Raw genomic sequence first — 20,833 nt, 5'->3', positions numbered from 1 at the left:
CGTTCAGTTCCTGATGGCCCAGAAGTTGAGTTCCAGCTCGGCAAACTCGCCGCTGGCATGGAAGGCAAAACCACCCGACTGCTCCAACTGGGTAATGTCGCGGGCACTGAGTTCGAGCATGAAATAGGTCTTGCCGGCGTGGAACGGAATCTGTCGCGGAGCTACCGGCAGAGGCCTGACCTTGATGCCGGCAAGATGCAGGTTGACCAGCTCGCGGATGCGCTCCACGGTGCCGATTTTCAAGTGTGCCGGCAGCCGATGGCGCAGCTCTTCCGAATCACATTGGGCGGTTGCCGCCAGAATGAAGGTCGCTGTACCCAGCAATTTCAGATCGCTAACCGGGCACACCAGCACGCCGTATTGGCGCGGTTGCAGGGTCAGTTCGAGCGCATGTTGTTCGAGCACCAGCGACAGCACCGTGCGAATGCCGCCCATCAGTCCACGAAAGCTTGCCCCCTGGTCGCCATGCACGTAAGGCACTACCGATTGCACACGCTTGTTGTCGATGGCAAATGTCGACAGCTCGCCAAGGATCGACAGCAACTCCCGGTACAATGCCTCTGGACGAACCTGGCTCTGGCTCAAATAGTGGCGCAACGTCAACTCGGCACGGTTGATCAGTTGCAGCATCAACAAGTCGCCGACCTGCGCACCCGCCGATTTTCCCGCACCCTGGATGCGCTCGGCAATCGCATCACCGCGGGTTGCCAGCAGGCTGATGACTTCCTTGATGCACGACGCCACATAGCCAGTGCCCTGAAGGAAGACAAACGTCGGTACAAAATCCGTGTCCAGCTTCACGCCGCCGTCGCGGGTCGACTCCAGCACTTGGGCAACCTGAAGCTTCACGTAGAAGGGATCACTGGAATGTTCGCCCACTAACAGGCGCAGGTCCGGGCGCGCGCAGTTGATCTGGCAGCGGGAATCAGCACCGGCGTTGGAATCGCCGATCTGCGTTTCCCACGCCACGTAGCGTGCCAATACATCGCTTTGCTCCTGCCTGCGCGCGTCAATCTGATGCTCGGTTGCCAGCGGCAACGCCAGGTATATGGCTTGCGGGCCTGCGTTGACAGGCACCTGCAGCACCAAGGGTTCCATCGTACCGCTCAGCTCGAACAGACTGCCGTCCGGCAATACCCCGCTGGCCTGGTTGACAACCACCTTGCCCAGGCTCAGGTACTGTACGTCGACCTCAAGGGTCAGGAACCCCCAAGTGTCACTGCCCAGCAGGCGAGTACGGTTGAGCTGCTGGTGGAAGTAACGATCGCTGTGCTGCAAATGCTGGGGCCGCAGGAGCATGCCTTCCTGCCATATGACGTTATGGACCTGCATCTCAATCCTCCGTCTTGCGGGTTGCAGAGGTATCGATGCGAACACCTGTGTGGTCCAGCACCAGGTCGGCACGCGTCAGTTGCTCGGAAGCGACAGGCAGTACCAGCCGCCATTGCACATGGGGCAGATCGCGGTACGCCGCCAGCACGCCTACATAGCGGGTTTGCGGCTCGACACTGAGCTTGAGCGCAAGCCGATCACCAGGGCGCATCTCCAGCTCTTCGCTGCTGATCCAATCCTTGGGCAGCGTCTGTTCGGCCCGCGCATAGAGGCTGAAGAAATCGGCATTCTCGAAGGCCACGGGGTGCCGCAGTTCAAGCAGGCGCACGACCACTGGCGAGGGACGCCCATGAAGGTCCGGGTTGACCTCGTCGCTGGCCGTCACTGTCAGGTCCAGCTTGGTCAGGGTCGAAAAAGGTGAAAGGCTGCTGCAACCGACCAGCAGGCACAGCGCTAACAACAATGATGCAGCGGTGGTTCGATACATGGACATTATCCCGGGTACACAGTGTGCAATAGGGAGACCAGGCGCACCTGCTCCTCGTAGGCTTTGGTAAAGTCACTGCGCAAAAGCTGCTCGCCCAGGTCGGCCTCGTCATTCAGTCGGCGGTAATGACGCTGGTACGCCCGCCAATGGCCGCCGTCGGTAAGGATGCGTCGCGGGTTGCCCTCGCGTTCGAAGCACAACAACAGATGGCCTGGCGCAAAAGCCGCCAGTGCACTGCGCATCGCAGCACGACACGCTACTACCAGGGCCAGTTGATGGACTTGCAACTCCCGGCAGACCTCGGCGACCGCCAGCCCGGCAGGCAGCTGGCCCGACTCGCCAGCCCCCAGCAACGATGCCAACGTCGCTTGGGTATCGGCGCCATCCTTCAAGGGGTTATGCGCCCTGGGCGTCGGGGTGCTCCAACCCAGGTTCACTTCACTGTTGAGCTCATCTCGGGTTCGAACGCATTGCTGCAACCCTTCGACTGCCTGCCTGAGCAAACCCGCCACCTGGATCGCCAGTGCCTCGCGCCCCGGCGTGTCGAGCGTTTCCAAGCGCATACCCAAAGCCTCGCCGAACTCTGACCAGAAGCCTGCCGAAGCTGCGGGTGCAAAGGGCTCGGGCAGTGGCGATCCCCCTTCCCTGGCAGGCTCAGCCCATTGAGGTACAACCAGGTGGTCGCGGTCCACGGCACCTTCACGCAACGGCTGGGCAGGCGACCGGGTTGACGTGTCCAACGCCTCGAGCTCTTGCGATGACTCAACGCGTCGTTGTTCCACCTCGAGTGCTTGAACGGGATCGAGCCCCAGAAACGCATCGCTGGGTATCGTGTCACTGCGAGCGAATCGAGGCTGCTCATCCCGCAGCAATCGGGCACGAATCTCCATCGATCCCAATCGGTACACATCGCCTTCATTGATCAGTCGCGCTTGCCCTTTGCGCAGCTGCTCCACACTGCCTGACACACCAATCCCATTGCTGCTGATATCCGTCAGAAAGTAGCGGCCGTCGCGGAAACTCACCAAAGCATGGTGGCTGGAGATCAGTCGCTGAGCGTCGGGAATGATCCAGTCACATCCCAGCCCTCGGCCGATCACGCCACCAACACAGTCAAATAGCTTGCGCGCGGGCGCTGCACCGCTCGCGTTGTCACATACTTCAAACACTAATTGCATGGCGGGACTCTCCCTGTTCAATGGCCGCGACGGGACGCCTGTGGATCACCCAACGGTCGGTAGTCAGCATCATCAAAAACATAATTGGCGTTACAGCCACCCAGCAAACACAGCACAAGCGCCAACGCTTGCCACGGACGAAAAAGCATCAGGTATCTCCCAGGAAAAAGCTGACCGGACTCACGCACTTCAACGCCCCTCGCGGACTTCGCCCAAGGGGATCTTCAAGTGCGCAAGTCGGTACAGCAGTGTGCGACGTGCGACCCCCAACTCACGGGCGGTACGGGTGCGGTTGCCACGGTTCTTGTGTAGGCAGTCGATCAGGAACACCCGCTCTACCCGCTCCAGCCGTTGGCGCAAGGTTGCGTCGTCTGCGCCAGTGGCCGTCACGGGCGCCAACGACAGGTGCGTCGGCAGGATCACGCCGTCGTCACACAGCAGCACCGCACGCTCCACCAGGCATTTGAGTTCTCGTACATTGCCGGGGAAAGCATGGCTCGACAGTCGATCCAATGCCGCGCTTGACCACTCCACGGGTAGACGACCCAGAGCAATACACGCCTTGTATGCAAAGTGCCGCGCCAACAGCAGCACATCGCCGTCCCGCTCACGCAGGGGCGGAAGCTCAATGGGAAACTGTGCCAGGCGGTAATAGAGGTCTTCGCGAAAACTGCCCTGGGCCACCATCGCGGCGAGGTCGCGATGGGTCGCGGCGATAATGCGAACATCGACTTTGTGTGCCGCACTGGCACCCAATGGGCGAATTTCGCCTTCCTGCAAAACCCGCAGCAACTTGGCCTGCAACGACAGCGGCATATCGCCGATCTCGTCGAGAAGCAAAGTGCCGCCGTCGGCGGTATCAAACAAGCCTGCGTGATTGCGTTCGGCCCCGGTGAAAGCACCTTTTCGATAGCCGAACAGCTCACTTTCCAGCAGCCCCTCGGGAAACGCCGCACAGTTCTGCACCACGAACGCTTTGCCGCTGCGTGGCCCGGCAGAATGAATGGCCCGCGCCACCACTTCCTTGCCGGTGCCCGTCTCGCCGCGCAGCAGCACGGTATAGGGGGTATGCAAAACCTTTCCGATCAGGCGGCAAGTCTCATCCATGACCGAGCTGTTGCCAATCAAGCCAAACGCTGCACGGGGCACCTGCGTTTCAACCTCGGGATGAACGACATTGCGCACGGGGCGCATACGCCGCAGCAATGCCAGTTGCATCAAGGCAAAGCTGCCGAGCTGGCCCAGTGAGGCGGCGTAGTTCTGCAAGGGGTTCGGGCGCTGGCTGGCGTACAGCAATATGCCAGCGATGGTCTTCTGCCGACTGAACAACGGCACACATGACAACGCGTGCCAAGGCGTCGCCATTGCCGGTAGAAAACCGCTTTCGTACAGGCTGTTTGTCAGGTCGTCCAGGCTGAGGGCGCTGCGATGACTCAACACATAGTGCAGCACCTGTTCATGCTGAAAGTCCGCGCCGCACACCAGGGCGCTGGGAGTCAGCGCCCCGGGCAAATGCTGGGCAATCAGATCAAGCCTGCCAGAGACCTCGTCGCGCCAATACAATTGGCTGAGTTCGCACTGGCTCAGTTGTGCCGCCGCCGCCACACAGAGGTCGGGCAGGCTGGCCTCGTCGTCATCAATGCCGATACGGGTGAACCAGGCCAGCAGCGCATCAGCGTAAGCCAGGGGATGGGGCAACTGGGTAAACAGGTTGTCCATCATTGGCTGAACTCGCAGCTTGGTTCGCCGTTACCATCCAGGCCGGCATGCACATACGCCAGGGGCTCGCCACTGGCCATGGCGTCAAGCAGCCGGTCAACCACCGGCGGCAGCAAGTGGGTCTCGACCCATTGATCGATGTACCGCGCACCGCTGTCACTGCTCGCACAACGCTCAGCCATGTGCACCACCAGCTCAGGCGTATAGCTGAACGCAAGCTTGCGCAGTTGCAACCGTTGCCCGAAGCGGTCCAGCTTGAGCCTGGCCATGTCATGCAGAATCTCACCCGTGATCGGGTAATACGGCACAACGCGCATCCGGGCCAGCAGCGCGGGCTTGAAGTGATCGCGCAACAGTGGGCGAACAGCCTCTTGCAGTACCTGGACATCGGGCCTACGCCCGTCTGCGCATAATTCGCCGATACACTCGCTGCCGAGGTTGGAGGTCATCAGGATCAGCGTGTTGCGAAAGTCGATTTCCCGCCCCTCTCCGTCATTGGCCATCCCCTTGTCGAAAATCTGATAGAACAGGTTCAGCACTTCCGGGTCGGCCTTCTCGACTTCATCGAGCAGCACGACCGAATAGGGACGTTGGCGCACGGCCTCCGTCAACACCCCGCCCTCGCCGTACCCCACATAACCGGGCGGCGCGCCAATCAGCCGCGACAGCGCGTGTTTTTCCTGGAACTCCGACATATTGAGCGTGGTGACAAAACGCTCGCCGCCATACAGCAGGTCGCCAAGCGCCAGCGCCGTCTCGGTCTTGCCCACACCGCTCGGGCCAACCAGCAGGAATACGCCAACCGGGGCGTCGGCCCTGTCAAGCCCGGCAGCCACGGCGCGCTGATTGCGATCAAGAGCCTGCACTGCCTGCTCCTGGCCGAGGATTCGCGAGCGTAGCGCATCGGCAAAACCCAAGACTCTTGCACTGCTCTCCAGGGCCAGTTGCTCGACCGGGACACCGGTCCAGGCACTGATGACCTGTGCGACAAGCCGTGGGCACACCTGTTGGTCCAACGCGCGCTCTTCTAGCCAGCGGTGCTCCAGGTCTTGAACCTCCCCCTCCACCGCCTCCATCCGCAGGTTCAGCGCGAGCAAGGCGGGTTCATCCACCGGCAGCCCTGAGTTCCTGTCCCGGCTCAGCGCCTGACGCTGGCGCGCGCCTTGCGTTTGCTCTGCGTACCGGCGTTGCAATGCCTCGGGCGCCGTATCCCGGTTGGTGCGTACGCGGGCACATGCGGTATCCAGCACGTCCACCGCCTTGTCGGGCAACTGGCGCCCGGCCAGGTAGCGCGCGCTCATTTGCGCCGCCGCGACCACCGCATCGTCACGCACATAGACACCGTGGCTGCGCTCATACACCGGAACCAGTCCACGCAGGATCGAGACGGCCTGTTCAACGCTGGGCTCGCAGACCTGCACGGGCTGGAAACGCCGCGCCAAAGCCGGGTCTTTTTCGAAGTATTTCTTGTACTCCGACCACGTAGTGGCGGCAATCGTGCGCAGCTCACCCCTGGCCAGTGCCGGCTTGAGCAGGTTGGCGGCATCTGACGCACCCGCCTGGGCTCCTGCCCCCACCAATGTGTGCGCCTCGTCGATAAACAGGATTACAGGTTTTGCTGAAAGCTTGGCCTCATCGATCACCCCCTTGAGTCGCCGTTCGAATTCGCCCTTGATGCCGGCGCCCGCCTGCAGCAGCCCCATGTCCAGGGTCAGGAGCCGGACATTCTTGAGCGGCTCCGGGACCTGGGCGCTGGCGACCAGCAGGGCAACGCCCTCAACCACCGCGGTTTTACCCACTCCGGCTTCACCCACGAGGATCGGATTGTTCTTGCGTCGGCGCATCAGTATGTCGATCAGTTGGCGGATCTCCGCGTCACGGCACAGCACCGGGTCGATACGCCCTTCGTGGGCCTGGCGGGTCAGGTCGTGGGTAAAGCGCTCCAGTAACGACTCGCCGCTCGGCGCAAGGCTGCTTTCAAGCGCCTGGCTCAACAGAAAATCAAGCACACGCTGGGCGTCCAACCTGCTCAACAAAGCCTGGTAACCACTGCCGGCGTGCTGTAACGGATGACGCAACAGCGCCAGCAACAGCGCGCCGTGATCAACTTCGGTTTGCCGCAGCTCCAGATGGGCAACCATCAAGGCTTGTTGCAGCCATTGGACGAGGGCGTGGGCAAACACCGGATTGCGCGACGCGCTCGCCTGCGCCTTCGGTTGCAATATTGCATGCAGCTCGCCGACCTCGACACCCGCATCCACCAACGCCCGTACCAACAGGCTGTCGTGATGTTCAAGCAGCGCCAGCAGCAAGTCTTCCACCAACACTTCACTGCCGCCCCGCGTCACACAGCGCTCGGCTGAGCGCTCAAGGTCACGCCGGACCTCGGCGGTCAACGTCTGGATAAGTTGTTGCAGATCCATATTCATCATAATGATTCATCCCTCACAAACGTTGCTGGGTACAATGACCACTCCGTCAGCACACTCATGCGCCAGCCAACTGGTCCAGCCGAGACGACAGACATTGCGTTCGCCAATGTGCAACGGCCTGATTTCATCCTTGGCCAGCACCAGGCGCAGGTCATATTCCAAAGGATCGCGTGCCGTCAGGCGTACCAACGAACACAGCAGCGGGTAGTCCACGCCGGTAGGCAGGAATGCATGAAATCGCTGCCAGCCCAGGCCTTTCACATGCACCCTGAACTTGCCGCTGCGGTCGGCGACCCGGCTTCCAAATACCTGATCCTGGCCTAGCAGACTGTTTGCCACGCCGAGCCGATTTCGCTGTGGGCCGGCAATCAACACCGAGCGTTCGACCCATTGCTCGATAAACAGCGGGTGATGCTTGAAGTAGTAACGCAACACCGTCTCGATCATGGCTGCCGAATGCGCACGCAGGCCAAGCAACCCCAGATAGGGCAACAACCGTTTGCAGTCCAATGGCGTGGCACTGCGAATCTGCCGCCCTCTCAACCCGATCACCGCAAACAGCTGATCGGAAAAGGCATCGCGCGCCCCGGCCTGGAAACACACGCGGTAGCGGTATTTGCGCCAGATCGGCAGCATCAATCGCTGTAATCGGTGATGAAACAGATCCAGGAAATCTCGGGTGGTCTTACCGCTCACCCCATCAGCAAACGCTTGCTCACCGTAAAACGCTGGCAATGGCGACCCGGCGCCACACAAGCCCAGCACGTTAAGGCGCAGACGTGCGCGCAACTGACCGTGCTCAACAAAAAACTCAACCCGGTCAATATCGTGGCCAGGGAAACCAAGCCCAGGGTTGGCCTGGAACTCCAGCTGGTCGTACAACGCGTCCTCATCCAGTGACGGATGCGCGTCACGCAGACGTTTGATCACCTGCAAGACTGCCTGGAACAGCGAGTACTCGCGGATGATGCGGGACAGTTTGGTCAAAGCAGGGGCTGCTGGCCCATCCGTGGTGGCCATAGATACACGTCTCCTTGTGTGCTGATGACTCGCAGTTCGTGGTAGGCATTGAGGCTGGCGTAGAGCGAAAAAAACTCATTGAGCACCGACGCGAACACAAAGACTTCGCCCTGGCCCAGGAAGCCTTGGGAGTCGATCGTCAGATCGATCCGCAACCCCCGAACCGGCAGGCCACGGTTGAGTCGGTCGACGGCCGTGTGCTCGACCGAGCGCAACGCGCCCAGCCGTTTATGGCTGACCTTTTGCGCCTGGCGGTCGTGATAGCGCGGCAGGTCGTAGGTTTCGAGGATCATCCTCAAGGCATTGATGTCGCTCAAAGACAGGTAGTTAAGCGACATGTTGCTAATAAGCCGCCAGAGAAAATCGTGGTCCAGAGGCGGTGAATAACTGGTGGTCGGCACACAGATATTACGAAACGACAACCCTTGTGGTGTCTGCTCGCAAGGCTGGTTGATCGCCCCTATTGGCAGCAGCCGAGGCATATTGTGGTTGGTGCAGGTCAGCTCAACCGAGAGGGTCTGTCGATTTACCGCCAGGCCATTATTGAATCCCAACCAAGTATCGAACCCGGCATGCTGCGCCGATGAACGTTGGCGAATGCTGTAGCTGGGGGCACCTGTCGATACGTGCGTATCCCCATCGTGCTCAAAAGACTCGAATGGCACATACGTCTGATATCCCAAACCGCCTGGGTGCCACCCCGTAACGCTGTCTACGGAAAATACGCTGGCGTTTTCCCGCGAGTACTCTCCAGGTATCAACAGGTATTCATCCTGTTTGCCGTCCATACGAATCGGCACTGCATCATGATTGAACAAGTTGACGATCGGGGTGCAGTAAAGCTTCACGTTGTCCAGGGTGGGGGCCTGGGTTTCACGCAATGGGTTTCGCAGCTCGAAGCGCAACACCAACCCACCCACCTGCTTGAGCTGCTCAGGGGGCAAGCTGCGCAGCACACCGAGCCCTGCCACATCGACAAACAGGTATTTGTCAGGAAAGGCAAAATATTCTTGCAGATGGCGATAACCGCGAAAGCTGTTCATCGGGAAGGGAATCAACGCCTCTTCCTCGCTGAACCCGACCGGGCGTACCTGGTCGGCGCCAACTCGCAGCGCGAGCGCCTGTCCATCCGTGCCGATGACCGGCAGGCCATCACGGCCGAAGGGCAACAACTCTATCCCCTCAAGGTGACGTAACAGACTCAGGTATAACCCCTGGCCTATGTAGCGATCTCCGGCCAGGTGCAGGCGCAGTTCGTTGATCGTCAGCTCAGCGAAATGACCCTCGGCACTCATCTCCAGGCGTAGGCTCAACAGTGCCCGCTCCCCTTGCACGCTGTAGTCCAGCGTGCTCAGTTGCAATGGCAGCACCTGCGTGGCGTAACAGGTGCGGAACCGGCAGCGCTCACCCTCGATGTCAGCACTCTCGACCTGCGTATCGCGAGCGACGAGCACGCCAGGGCTTGCACGCTTCAAAGGATCAAATTGCAGAATGCTGAATGCGGGCATCGGCCGCATGTAGTTGGGCCACAACAAATGCATCAAGGAGTGGGTCAGCTCAGGCAGTTCGTCATCCAGTTTCTGACGCAAGCGACCGGTAAGAAAAGCGAAGCCTTCCAGCAGCCTTTCCACGTCAGGGTCCTGACCCGGTTGAGCAAGAAACGGCGCAAGCGCGGGGTTGCGCTCAGAGAAACGTCGCCCAAGGTGACGCAATGCACTGAGCTCACTTTGGTAATAACGATCAAAGGACATCCGGCAACACCTCGGCGCGGCCAGTGCCACATAGCCGTGCAGTAAACACCACAGGTTGCTTGACACCTTCCACCGTCAGCGTCGCCTCAATGACGAACGCCTGGGCCAAGGGGTCGTGATCCCGAGGCAGCGCCGTGACCCGCACATGCTTCAAGCGCGGCTCGTAAGCTCGGATAAATCGCTCGATCAGCAACCGCGACTGGCTCAGTGATTCATGCAGGCTTCGGTTCATGTCATTGAGGTCGGGCAGGCCATAATCGGGCAACGTTTGAACGCTGCCCGCACGGATGCTGAGCATCTTCCCCAAGTGGGCCGCGACGGACGCCACGCCACATGCAGGGCTGTTCGCCGGACGTTCGAGGCGCTCGAACAGGCTTTGGTTGCGAATCATGCCTTGGCCCCCGCTCATTCTTTATCGAGCTTGCCAACGAGGGACAGCGTGAAATCGGCCCCCATGTACTTGAAGTGCGGTCGCACACTCAGGTTCACGCGGTACCAGCCCGGCTCGCCCTCGACGTCATTGACAACGATGCGGGCTGCCCGCAGCGGACGTCGCCCGCGCACCTCGGCACTTGGGTTTTCCTGGTCGGCAACGTACTGACGAATCCATTTGTTAAGCTCCAGCTCCAGGTCGGTACGCTCCTTCCACGAACCGAGTTGTTCACGCTGCAACACCTTGAGGTAATGGGCCAGACGGTTGACCACCATCATGTAAGGCAACTGGGTGCCCAGGCGATAATTCAACTCGGCTTCCTTGCCCTCTGCGCTGATACCGAAGTGTTTGGGCTTCTGCACCGAGCTGGCGGAGAAGAACGCGGCATTGTCACTGCCCTTGCGCATCGTCAAGGCAATGAAGCCCTCTTGGGCGAGTTCATATTCACGGCGGTCGGACACCAACACTTCGGTAGGGATCTTGGTTTCGATTTCGCCCATGCTGTGAAAGTGATGCAAAGGCAAGTCTTCCACCGCCCCGCCACTTTGTGGGCCGATGATATTGGGGCACCAGCGATAGCGCGCGAAACTGTCGGTCAGGCGTGTAGCGAAAGCGTACGCGGTATTGCCCCACAGGTAGTGCTCATGGCTGTTCACCACGTTTTCCTGATAGGCAAAGGTCTTGACCGGGCACTCCAGAGGGTCATAGGGCGTGCGCAGCAGAAAACGCGGCACCGTCAGCCCGATATAGCGAGCGTCCTCGCTCTGCCGAAAGCTTTGCCACTTGGCAAACTGCGGGCCTTCAAAATGGTCGCTCAAATCCTTGAGGTCAGGCAGGCCGGTAAAGCTCTCCAACCCGAAAAAACCCGGCCCCGCCGCAGCAATAAACGGCGCATGGGCCATGCACGCGACACTCGAGGCGTATTGCATCAATTTCACATCAGGCGCGCTGGGGGAAAGAAAGTAGTTGGCGATGATCGCGCCCACAGGCTGACCACCGAACTGGCCGTATTCAGCACTGTAGATATGTTTGTACAACCCGGACTGGGTGACTTCCGGTGAGTCTTCGAAGTCATCCAGCAGGTCTTGCAGGGAGACATTGAGCAATTCGATCTTGATGTTTTCACGGAAATTGGTGCGATCAACCAGCATCTGCAAACCTTTCCAGGAGGCCTCCAATGCCTGGAAGGCCGGGTGATGCAAAATCTCATCCATTTGCAAGCTGAGCTTGGTGTCGATCTCGGCAATCATCCGGTCGACCAGCCGCTTCTTGACGGGCTCACCGCTGTTCTGCGGCTTGATCAGTTCTTCGATAAATGCCGAAACACCGCGCTTGGCAATGCTGTACGCCTCGTCGTCTGCGCTCAGTAAGGTCTGGGCGATGATGTTGTCGAGAATGCTGTATTCGTCGGCGGATTGTGCCGGCAACGTATTGTGTTGGATGGTCATGGTGCCAGTGTCCTTTTACTGAAATGTCAGGCGGTGGGGCTGTTCAGCCCCAGTTCCGCCAATACCAGGGCGCGCGACTCGTCATCCGCCAAGGCCTGCTCGATGGCTCTGCGAAAGCTGGGTGTATTACCCAGCGGCCCTTTGAGCGCCATCAGCGCCTCGCGCAGTGCCATCAGCTTTTGCAGCTCGGGAATCTGCTCTACCAGGTTGGCGGGGTTGAAATCCTTCATGGAATTGATGCGCACCTGAATGGCCAACTCCTCAACCTCAGCGTCTTCCTGGAGACGGTTCGGGACGTTCAGTGTCAGGCTCAGCGCCTGCTTGGCCAGCACGTCATTCAGGGTGTTCTTGTCGAGTGCGATGGGCTTGCGATCTTCAAGCTTGCGCATATCCTCACGCTGGGTGAAGTCGCCAAGTACCAATAGCTTCAACGGCAGTTCGACTTCCTCCTGTGCCCCGCCGATAGCGGGTTTGAAGGTAATGTTGACGCGTTCCTTGGGTGCTACCGAACCGTCTTTGGCCATGGTGTGTCTCCTTGTTCGAGTGGCTCGAAAGCCTATTCAAGTACCGCTTCAAGATCGAAGAGGCACAGCCTGCGATGGGTCTCTTCCTTGCGCTCGCGCACGGCGTGGTTTTGGGGCAACAAGTCGCAGCAGCGGTGCAGTAACTGGGTGACCTGAAGCGCCAGTTCCGGCTCCCAACGTTCCAGCCCCGAGCGTTGCAGCTCGTGGTCCAGCTGTTCGAGCTGGATCTTCGCCAACTCATGTTTGCCCGCCTGCACACACAACTGCGCCTGGGCGAGGCGCCAATGAAAACGCGCACGCTCGCTGCGAGCGGCGTGCATGCCCTGAGTGAGCGCGTGCATCGCCGTCTTGAGTCCGTCCTTCCGCAATCTGGGCATTGCGTCCTGCAAGGCGACTGCCCAGGGCTGGGCATCGCCCTCCACCACCAATGCCGGTGATGCGGGCCTGTACAAATGCCGGGCAACCTGGTGCGCAATCCAATCGCGGGTGATGGCGTCGGCAAACGGGACGCCATCGTGAAAGCGAAACTCAGGCAAGTCGGGCAAGCGTTGCAGCAACAAGGCCACGCTCACTTCAAGCTCGGTCATGGCTAAGTCAGCCTGGAGGGCCTCCAGGCACTGCCAGACTTTGTACAGCCCGTCGAACCAGAACAATGCACCGGCAAGACTGGCCTCGAGCTCTAGCAGCAAGTCGGCGTACTGGCCTTGGGCAAGGCGCTCCTGGTAACGCTTGAGCTTGTCGGGAGCAGGCCCGCGCAAGGCTGTGACCCGCTCGTTGTCAGCATCTGGATAGCTGACAAGCGTCAGCCATGCGAGTGTTCGGTTAAGGCGTAGCGCACGCAGGTCGGTGGCATTCTGGCGCAGCCACCAGCCGCACAGGGGACGGGCCTGCTCCTGCAACGCGCGCAACAATTTGTGGGCGTCTTTTTCGTTATCTACCACCGGCTCAGGCTTCAGCAATTGGGTAGCCACCTGTTTGACCTGGGCAATCACCCCGCCCACCGTCGATACCTCAGGATCATCCTGCCCAGCGTGTTCCAACCGCCCCGCCAATTGCCGGCGAATCGGCAGCAACATGGGCGCATCATCCACCAGATACCTGGCCCATAGCTCATCCAGACACACCAGGTGTTCAAGCAGCGACTGGAAGAGCGGCTTCTGGCCCTGCAGTGAAAGGCTGTGCGTAAACAGGGGTTCAAGGCGCGAAACCAACCAAGTGAGTGCTGCGCCACGGGTGCGTTTTTTTTCGGGGTAGACCGAAGACCAATACTGCTCGCAGAGACAGCGAAGCATCCCCAGGCCAGCCAGCAAACCGGGAAAAGAATCACGCTGGTGCAACGCCCAGGTCAGCCAGACCGCTACCCGCAGATCCTTGGATTGCTGGCGTAAAACTAACTCGCCGAGTTCCAGGACTTTATGCCAGTCGGGCTGGCCGGTGCCGTGTATCGATTGTGCCTTGTCGAGCTCAGATTCCAATACTTCATATTCGCTTGAAAAACGTATATCGCCGCCTGCAAAACTGGTTTGCGAGCAGGGAGAGCGTGCAAGTTCAAGGTAGTAACCATACAGTTTGTCTGAATAAGACATTTGGCACCGCGCACAACTACACAAGGCAAAAAAAAAAGACAAACTCAGCACAATTAACTTGCACATCAGCGTGCCATCTAACCTTCGTTCCACTGCCGACGAAGTTCGCAAACCTTAGCCACACCCAATACATTCAGCAAGCAACGGAAGCAAACTTAAGAAAGTTCCTACAAACGCCACACATCCCGGCATGCGCAGCATTTTGCGCAGTTAAATACGCGTTGCGGACTCAATTTCTCTGCCAGCACTGGAAGAGTCATAACGAAGCCTATGAGCAACTAAGTGCGCACCGTTGCGCAAACAAAATCACCAATAAGCAATAAATAAGTGACCGCCCATGTACGAAACCCACGCCTTACCACACCAACTTATTGGTTTTATTAGACTGACTACTTTCCGGCACGCTTCTTGTTATAGGTGTTTGCCCGGCCAGCATACTTGCCGGCTGGAACTACCTTATCAATCAGGCAAGGAAACCAATCATGCCAACACCCGCCTATCTTTCTATCACCGGCGTCAAACAGGGTTTGATCACGGCAGGCACATTTACTCAGGACTCGGTAGGCAACATTTATCAAGAGGGCCATGAAGACCAGATCCTGGTCCAGGCTTTTTCTCATCAGGTGATCATTCCTCGCGACCCGCAGTCGGGTCAGCCAACCGGCCAGAGGGTTCACAAGCCGTTGATGATCACCAAGGTTTTCGATAAGTCATCGCCCTTGCTGTTCAGTGCGCTGACCAGCGGCGAAGAGGTCAAGTGCCGATTGGAATGGCTGCGTACCTCATCGGCCGGGACCCAGGAGCACTACTTCACGATTGAACTGGAGGGCGCGACCATCGTGGATATCCAGTCACGCATGCCGAACTGCCAGGACCCGGTCAATGCGCATTTCACGCACCTGGAGGATGTGCACTTCACTTATCGCAAGATTGTGTGGACCCACGAAGTGTCCGGCACCTCCGGCTCGGATGACTGGCGCAGCCCGGTAGCAGGCTAAACCCGCCCAGCGCGGAATCAGCGACCATGGACGGCCGCTGTTTCCGCCAGCCGTCTACACCATCGCCAGCGGGTGCTTGCGCTTGGGCGCGCCGAATACACGGTCGATGGCGTCCAGGTCGTGTTCGTCCAGCACCAGATTGGCAGCTGCCGCATTGAGCCTTACGTGCTCGGGGGTTACGGCCTTGGGGATGGCGATCACGCCTTGCTGGCGCAACACCCAGGCCAGGGAAACCTGGGCGGGTGTGACCTCGTGGCGGCGGGCGATCTGTTTGAGGGTGGGGCTGGACAGCAGCTCCCCGCCTTGGGCAATCGGGCAGTACGCCATCAACGGCAAATGGTGTTGTTGCCACCAGGGCAGCAGGTCGAATTCGATGCCGCGCTCTTCGATGTTGTAGAGCACCTGGTTGGTGGCGCAGTTGGGCGAGGCCAGTTCCTGCAGGTCGGCCACATCGAAATTGGACACGCCCCAACGCCCGATCTTGCCGGCCTCGCGCAGGCGTTCGAAGGCTTCGACGGTTTCTTCAAGGGGGTACTGGCCACGCCAGTGCAGCAGGTATAAGTCAATGTAGTCAGTGCCCAGGCGCTGCAGGCTGGCTTCACAGGCGCGGGGCACGCCTTTTTGGCTGGCGTTGTGCGGGTAGACCTTGCTCACGAGGAACACCTGGTCACGCCTGCCGCGAATGGCTTCGCCGACGACTGTTTCGGCGCCGCCCTCACCGTACATTTCGGCGGTATCGATCAGGCTCATGCCCTCGTCGATCCCCAGTTGCAAGGCCGCGACTTCGGCGCGCTGCTGGTCCGGGTTTTCGCCCATGCGCCAGGTGCCCTGGCCGATGATAGGGACGGGAACGCCGGCCAGATCGATAGTACGCATACAACCTCCTGATGAGTTCGCGGGTTAACAGTGTGGCATTGACCGGACAAAAGGGTTCAATCGAAGTATGGTTGGCCCCTGCCAAGTCGCCAGGAAGGACCTGCAATGCTGTTTGTCGTGATGCTCGGGGGCAAGCACCCCAGGGCAAAAATTGAAGTGCACGATGTGGTGTTCGCTGCGGCGGATACGCTGGAGGCCACTTACGCACAATTGCGTGAGGGCTGGTTTGGCAGCCCCAAGGGCGTGCATATCGATTCGTGGATGGCGGTAGACGGTGTGGACGGCTGGAAAGTCGAACTCAGCCACCTGGCGCCCCAGGCCGGCGCGCATCACCTGTACTTCATCAACCTGGGCGGTTATGAAGCCAACAGTTTTGGTGAGGCCCATCATTACCTGCTGGTGGTCGCACGGGACAAACGCGAGGCGACCGCCAAGGGCAAGCAGCAGATGCTGCGGCACTGGGCCCAGGCCCACACCGATGGGGTGCTGGATATCGACGATTGCCTGCCGATCGACCTGGTGGACGGACGCTATTTGCACTTGGTGCAGGCGCCGCATCGGGCGATCGTGCAGCGCAACGACTATATCGTGCTGCCTTGAGCCAACGATCAAATAGCGGGAACTTTGCCGGGAAATAACCGCCTGAATCCGGTACGCTCACCGTTTTTACTCAAGGAGTTACTCCCCATGGCCAAAGCCACCGCCCGCCACATCCTCGTTTCCACTGAAGACAAGTGCAACGAACTCAAGGCCCAAATTGAAGGCGGCGCTGATTTCGCAGAAATCGCCAAAGCCAACTCCAGCTGCCCATCCAGCCGCGACGGCGGCAACCTGGGTTCGTTCGGTCCAGGCCAAATGGTTAAAGAATTCGACACGGTCGTATTCAGCGCCCCGGTCAACACCGTGCAAGGCCCGGTGAAAACCCAGTTCGGCTACCACCTGCTCGAAGTGACCAGCCGCCAGGACTGATACAGTCTGCGCTGATGCTATAAACAACGGCCCACCTTTTGGTGGGCCGTTGTGCATGTGATGACTGGCGACACTGATACCGTTAGCGTACAAATCTCTATTCTATTTACCCGGCATTCAAGGCTGACAATGCGATTGGCTTTTTCCAGACTGCTCAGTTCCTCCCTGGCCCTGCTGCTGGCCAGCACTGCCGTGATCGCGGCGCCCCAGCCGTCAATGACGGTGTACGGCGAACCGGCCAAGTACCCCGCCGGCTTTACCCATTTTGACTACGCCAATCCCGATGCGCCCAAGGGCGGCAGCCTGAGGCGCTCGGCATTGGAGATCGGACGCTTCGACCACGTGCTGCCCTATATCGATAAAGGCATCGGCGTGTCCCAGGTTGACGGCTGGCTGTATGCGCCCCTGGCCCAGCGCTCCCTGGATGAGCCCTACACCGTGTATGGCCTGGTCGCCGAGACGATGGAACGCGCCGATGATGGCCTGTCGTTGCGTTTCTACCTCAACCCCAAGGCGCGCTTCGCCGATGGCAAGCCGATCACCGCCGAAGACGTGCGCTACAGCTTTGACTTGCTGATGACCCAGGGCAGCCTGCGCTTTCGCACGCTGTTCGCCGACGTCAAGCACGTTGAGGTCGAAGGCCCGCGCCAGGTGCGTTTCGATTTCTCCAGCAATGAAAACCGCACCCTGCCCCTGGATATCGCCACCCTGCCGGTGTTCCCCGAGCATTGGTGGAAAACCCGCGACTTCGCCAATGGCGGCGGCTACGAAGCCCCCCTGGGCAGCGGCCCGTACAAGGTCGGCAAGATCGATTCCGGCAGTACCATCACCTTTACCCGTGACCCCGACTGGTGGGGCAAAGACTTGCCCGTCAGCCGCGGCCTGTACAACTTCGACCACTTGAGCCTGGAGTACTTCGGCGACACCGAGGTGGCGCGCCAGGTGCTGCGCGGCGGTGCCTACGACTTCAACCGTGAGTTCTCCGCCACGGGTTATTCCATCGGCTACAACGGCCCGGCCCTGGACGATGGCCGCCTGCAACGCGCGCACCTGGCCAAGGAAATGCCACAACCGGCCCAGGGTTATGTGTTCAACGTGCAAAAGCCGATGTTCAAGGACCGCCGCGTACGCCAGGCCCTGGCGATGCTGTGGGATTTCGAATGGGCCAACCGGCAGATGATGCGCAATATGTACATTCGCCAACAGAGCTTCTTTTCGAATAGCCCGCTGGCGGCTACCCAGTTACCGACAGAAGAGGAACTGGCGATTCTCGAACCCTTGCGCGGCCAGATACCTGACGAGGTGTTCACCCAGGTCTTCAAGGCGCCGGTCACCGACGGCAGCGGCATGATCCGTGACAAGCAGTTGCAAGCCCTCGCCCTGCTGCAAGACGCAGGCTGGAAGCCGGACGGCGACAAGCTGGTGAACGCCGAAGGCGAGCCGTTGGAGTTTACGTTCCTGAATGCCCAGAGTGGGCTTGAACGGCTGCTGTTGCCGTACAAGCGCAACCTGGCGCAGATCGGCATCACCTTGAATATCCGCCGTATCGATTCTTCCCAGTACGTCAACCGTGTGATGTCGCGGGACTACGACATGATCGTCACCGGTTTCCCGGTCACCACCTCACCGGGCATGGAGCTGTACAACTTTTTTGGCTCCGCTGCGGCGTTTGATCCTGGCGCGAATAACTACATGGTGCTCAAGGACCCCGCCGTCGACACCCTGATCAAGGGCCTGGTCAAGGCCGACACCCAGGCGCAGATGCTCACCTATGCCCATGCCCTGGACCGCGTGCTGCAATGGAATTACCTGTGGATCCCCAACTATTATCCGCCCGGTACCTCCGCCGCGTGGTGGAACCGTTTCGGTCGCCCGGCCATCGAGGCCAAGAATGACGAAGCCCTGGAAACCTGGTGGGAAATCAGCCCCACGCCGTTGACGAATGAGCAAATGAACGCCGAGTTGAAAAAACGCGGGGGTGCCCGCTGATGTTCGCCTATATCGTGAGGCGCCTGCTGCTGATCATCCCGACGCTGGTGATTATCCTGCTGGTCAATTTCGTGATCGTCCAGGCCGCGCCCGGCGGGCCGGTCGAACAAGCTATCGCGCACTTGCAAGGGATCGGCGGCGGCGCGGTCGGCGGCTCATCCGGCGAAGGTATCAGCAGCGGCTCGCGCGCCAGCCGGGGCCTGGACCCGAAACTGATCAAGGACATCGAAAAACAGTACGGCTTCGACAAACCCGCGCCCGAACGCCTGTGGCTGATGCTCAAGAGCTATGCCCAACTGGATTTCGGCAACAGCTTCTTTCGCGGCTCAACGGTGATCGACCTGATCCTGGAAAAAATGCCGGTCACCATTTCCCTAGGCTTGTGGGCCACGCTGATCACCTACCTGGTGTCGATCCCACTGGGGATTCGCAAGGCGGTGCGCCACGGCAGCAGTTTTGATGTGTGGAGCAGCACGGCGATTGTGATTGGCTACGCCATGCCGGCGTTTCTGTTCGCGATGTTTCTGATCGTAGTGTTCGCCGGTGGCACCTCGCTCAACTGGTTCCCGGTGCGCGGGCTGGTGTCGGAAAACTTCGAAGAGCTGAGCACCGTGGGCAAGATTGCCGATTATTTCTGGCACCTGGTGTTACCGGTCTCTGCATTGGTGATCGGTGGGTTCGCAACCCTGACCATCCTCACGAAGAATTCGTTTCTCAATGAAATTACCCGCCAATACGTGGTCACCGCGCGGGCCAAAGGCTTGAGCGAACGCCGCGTGCTGTATGGCCATGTGTTTCGCAACGCGATGCTGCTGGTGATCTCAGGGATTCCCCAGGCGTTTATCAGTGTGTTTTTCGCCGGTTCCTTGTTGATCGAAGTGATCTTTTCTTTGGATGGCTTGGGCCGCATGAGCTACGAAGCCGCGGTGTCCCGTGACTACCCGGTGGTGTTCGGCTCACTGTTTATCTTCACCTTGTTTGGCTTGCTGATAAAACTCATCGGCGACCTGTGCTACACGTTGGTGGACCCGCGTATCGACTTCGCCGCGAGGAACGCCTGATGCTTAATCTGTCTCCGGTGGCCCGTCGGCGCTTCGAGCGCTTTAAAAAGAACCGTCGCGGCTGGTGGTCGCTGTGGCTGTTTATCGGCCTGTTTATTCTGACCCTGGGCGGCGAGCTGATCGCCAACGACAAGCCTTTGGTGCTCAGCTTTAAAAACGAGCTGTATTTCCCGGTGTTCAAGCGTTACACCGAGCAACAGTTCGGCGGGCAACTGCCGTTCCAGGCCGACTATCGCAGCGACTACGTGCAAAAGCTGATCAAACAGGACGGCGGCTGGATGCTATTCCCGCCGATTCCGTTCAGTGATGACACACCCAATTACGAACTCAGCCGCCCTGCCCCCAGCCCACCTTCGGCGGTGAACTGGCTGGGCACCGACGATCAGTCGCGGGATGTATTGGCGCGGGTGATTTTTGGCGCGCGGGTCTCGATTCTGTTTGCCTTGGCGCTGACCGCGATCAGCGCCGCCATCGGCATTGCCGCAGGTGCCTTGCAGGGTTACTACGGCGGCTGGGTCGACCTGATCGGCCAGCGCGTGCTGGAGGTGTGGTCCGGGCTGCCGGTGCTGTACCTGTTGATCATCCTGTCGGGGTTTGTCGAGCCGAATTTCTGGTGGCTGCTGGGGATCATGGCGCTGTTTTCCTGGCTGGCCCTGGTGGACGTGGTGCGCGCCGAGTTCCTCCGCGGGCGCAACCTGGAGTACGTGAAGGCCGCGCGAGCCCTGGGTTTGGGCGACGGCAAGATCATTCGCCGGCATATCCTGCCCAACGCCATGACGGCCACCTTGAGCTACCTGCCGTTTATTTTGACCGGTGCGATCTCCACCTTGAGCGCCCTGGACTTCCTCGGTTTCGGCATGCCGGCGGGCAGCGCATCGCTGGGCGAGTTGATCGGCCAGGGCAAGCAGAACCTGCAGGCGCCGTGGCTGGGCCTGACGGCGTTTTTTACCTTGGCGCTGATCCTGTCGCTGCTGGTATTTATTGGCGAGGCGTTGCGTGATGCCTTCGACCCCCGGTCATGAGTGATTCC

At 59.7% G+C, this 20,833-nt stretch carries 19 protein-coding genes; 6 read left to right on the top strand and 13 right to left on the bottom strand.

Annotated features, from left to right (window positions below; translation table 11 throughout):
* Nucleotides 1–3: 3 nt before the first annotated feature.
* Genes tssK through tssA form a run of 12 tightly spaced genes read right to left on the bottom strand, consistent with a single transcriptional unit; the run spans nucleotide 4 to nucleotide 13,910 of the window.
* On the bottom strand, nucleotides 4–1,332 hold the full coding sequence (tssK, locus tag WBR57_RS15200; RefSeq protein ID WP_424084518.1) for a type VI secretion system baseplate subunit TssK: 1,329 nt from the start codon (nucleotides 1,330–1,332) through the stop codon (nucleotides 4–6).
* Between the two features lies 1 nt (nucleotide 1,333).
* Nucleotides 1,334–1,819: a type VI secretion system lipoprotein TssJ gene (gene tssJ, locus WBR57_RS15195; protein ID WP_424084517.1), complete on the bottom strand. Its 486-nt coding sequence runs from the start codon at nucleotides 1,817–1,819 to the stop codon at nucleotides 1,334–1,336.
* A gap of 5 nt (nucleotides 1,820–1,824) precedes the next feature.
* Complete coding sequence (gene tagH, locus WBR57_RS15190; RefSeq protein ID WP_424084516.1) at nucleotides 1,825–2,997, bottom strand: type VI secretion system-associated FHA domain protein TagH; 1,173 nt, start codon at nucleotides 2,995–2,997, stop codon at nucleotides 1,825–1,827.
* 17 nt (nucleotides 2,998–3,014) lie between these two features.
* Nucleotides 3,015–3,146, bottom strand: a complete 132-nt coding sequence (locus WBR57_RS15185; RefSeq protein ID WP_424084515.1) for a type VI secretion protein — start codon at nucleotides 3,144–3,146, stop codon at nucleotides 3,015–3,017.
* 40 nt (nucleotides 3,147–3,186) lie between these two features.
* Nucleotides 3,187–4,719 (bottom strand): sigma-54 interaction domain-containing protein, encoded by a 1,533-nt coding sequence (locus tag WBR57_RS15180; protein WP_424084514.1) that lies wholly within the window; start codon nucleotides 4,717–4,719, stop codon nucleotides 3,187–3,189.
* Nucleotides 4,716–7,148 (bottom strand): AAA family ATPase, encoded by a 2,433-nt coding sequence (locus WBR57_RS15175; protein WP_424084513.1) that lies wholly within the window; start codon nucleotides 7,146–7,148, stop codon nucleotides 4,716–4,718. Before WBR57_RS15175 ends, WBR57_RS15180 begins: the two co-directional genes overlap by 4 nt.
* Before the next feature lie 6 nt (nucleotides 7,149–7,154).
* Entirely contained in the window at nucleotides 7,155–8,168 is a 1,014-nt protein-coding gene (tssG, locus tag WBR57_RS15170; RefSeq protein WP_424084512.1) for a type VI secretion system baseplate subunit TssG, read from the bottom strand.
* Nucleotides 8,132–9,919, bottom strand: coding sequence for a type VI secretion system baseplate subunit TssF (gene tssF, locus WBR57_RS15165; RefSeq protein ID WP_424084511.1), 1,788 nt, complete (start codon nucleotides 9,917–9,919; stop codon nucleotides 8,132–8,134). Before tssF ends, tssG begins: the two co-directional genes overlap by 37 nt.
* A complete protein-coding gene (gene tssE, locus WBR57_RS15160) occupies nucleotides 9,909–10,310 on the bottom strand; it encodes a type VI secretion system baseplate subunit TssE (protein ID WP_424084510.1) in 402 nt (133 codons plus the stop codon). The genes tssF and tssE overlap by 11 nt, the downstream gene beginning before the upstream one ends.
* Nucleotides 10,311–10,324: 14 nt before the next feature.
* Nucleotides 10,325–11,800: a type VI secretion system contractile sheath large subunit gene (gene tssC / locus WBR57_RS15155; RefSeq protein WP_424084509.1), complete on the bottom strand. Its 1,476-nt coding sequence runs from the start codon at nucleotides 11,798–11,800 to the stop codon at nucleotides 10,325–10,327.
* Nucleotides 11,801–11,826: 26 nt separating this feature from the next.
* A complete protein-coding gene (gene tssB, locus WBR57_RS15150; RefSeq protein ID WP_424084508.1) occupies nucleotides 11,827–12,324 on the bottom strand; it encodes a type VI secretion system contractile sheath small subunit in 498 nt (165 codons plus the stop codon).
* Between the two features lie 32 nt (nucleotides 12,325–12,356).
* Complete coding sequence (gene tssA / locus WBR57_RS15145; protein WP_424084507.1) at nucleotides 12,357–13,910, bottom strand: type VI secretion system protein TssA; 1,554 nt, start codon at nucleotides 13,908–13,910, stop codon at nucleotides 12,357–12,359.
* A 482-nt stretch (nucleotides 13,911–14,392) separates the two neighbouring features.
* On the opposite strand from tssA, the gene WBR57_RS15140 reads away from it, so the two are divergent.
* Nucleotides 14,393–14,908: an Hcp family type VI secretion system effector gene (locus WBR57_RS15140; RefSeq protein ID WP_424084506.1), complete on the top strand. Its 516-nt coding sequence runs from the start codon at nucleotides 14,393–14,395 to the stop codon at nucleotides 14,906–14,908.
* Between the two features lie 54 nt (nucleotides 14,909–14,962).
* Here WBR57_RS15140 and WBR57_RS15135 read toward each other — a convergent pair whose 3' ends face one another.
* Nucleotides 14,963–15,784 (bottom strand): aldo/keto reductase, encoded by an 822-nt coding sequence (locus WBR57_RS15135; protein ID WP_424084505.1) that lies wholly within the window; start codon nucleotides 15,782–15,784, stop codon nucleotides 14,963–14,965.
* 105 nt (nucleotides 15,785–15,889) lie between these two features.
* Here WBR57_RS15135 and WBR57_RS15130 point away from each other — a divergent pair, with 105 nt between their 5' ends.
* The 5 genes from WBR57_RS15130 (at nucleotide 15,890) to WBR57_RS15110 (ending at nucleotide 20,825) form a co-directional block, all read left to right on the top strand.
* The gene (locus tag WBR57_RS15130; protein WP_424084504.1) at nucleotides 15,890–16,384 is read left to right on the top strand and encodes a DUF1543 domain-containing protein; all 495 of its coding nucleotides are present in this window, start codon (nucleotides 15,890–15,892) and stop codon (nucleotides 16,382–16,384) included.
* Nucleotides 16,385–16,471: 87 nt separating this feature from the next.
* A complete protein-coding gene (locus WBR57_RS15125; RefSeq protein WP_010210937.1) occupies nucleotides 16,472–16,753 on the top strand; it encodes a peptidylprolyl isomerase in 282 nt (93 codons plus the stop codon).
* A gap of 129 nt (nucleotides 16,754–16,882) precedes the next feature.
* Nucleotides 16,883–18,742, top strand: a complete 1,860-nt coding sequence (locus WBR57_RS15120; protein ID WP_424084503.1) for an extracellular solute-binding protein — start codon at nucleotides 16,883–16,885, stop codon at nucleotides 18,740–18,742.
* Nucleotides 18,742–19,803 (top strand): microcin C ABC transporter permease YejB, encoded by a 1,062-nt coding sequence (locus tag WBR57_RS15115; RefSeq protein ID WP_424084502.1) that lies wholly within the window; start codon nucleotides 18,742–18,744, stop codon nucleotides 19,801–19,803. Before WBR57_RS15120 ends, WBR57_RS15115 begins: the two co-directional genes overlap by 1 nt.
* Complete coding sequence (locus WBR57_RS15110; RefSeq protein WP_424084501.1) at nucleotides 19,803–20,825, top strand: ABC transporter permease; 1,023 nt, start codon at nucleotides 19,803–19,805, stop codon at nucleotides 20,823–20,825. The genes WBR57_RS15115 and WBR57_RS15110 overlap by 1 nt, the downstream gene beginning before the upstream one ends.
* Nucleotides 20,826–20,833 lie beyond the last annotated feature (8 nt).

It is taken from the genome of Pseudomonas sp., assembly GCF_049590575.1.
Lineage (GTDB): Bacteria > Pseudomonadota > Gammaproteobacteria > Pseudomonadales > Pseudomonadaceae > Aquipseudomonas.
This window is presented reverse-complemented; position numbering and strand designations above follow the sequence as displayed.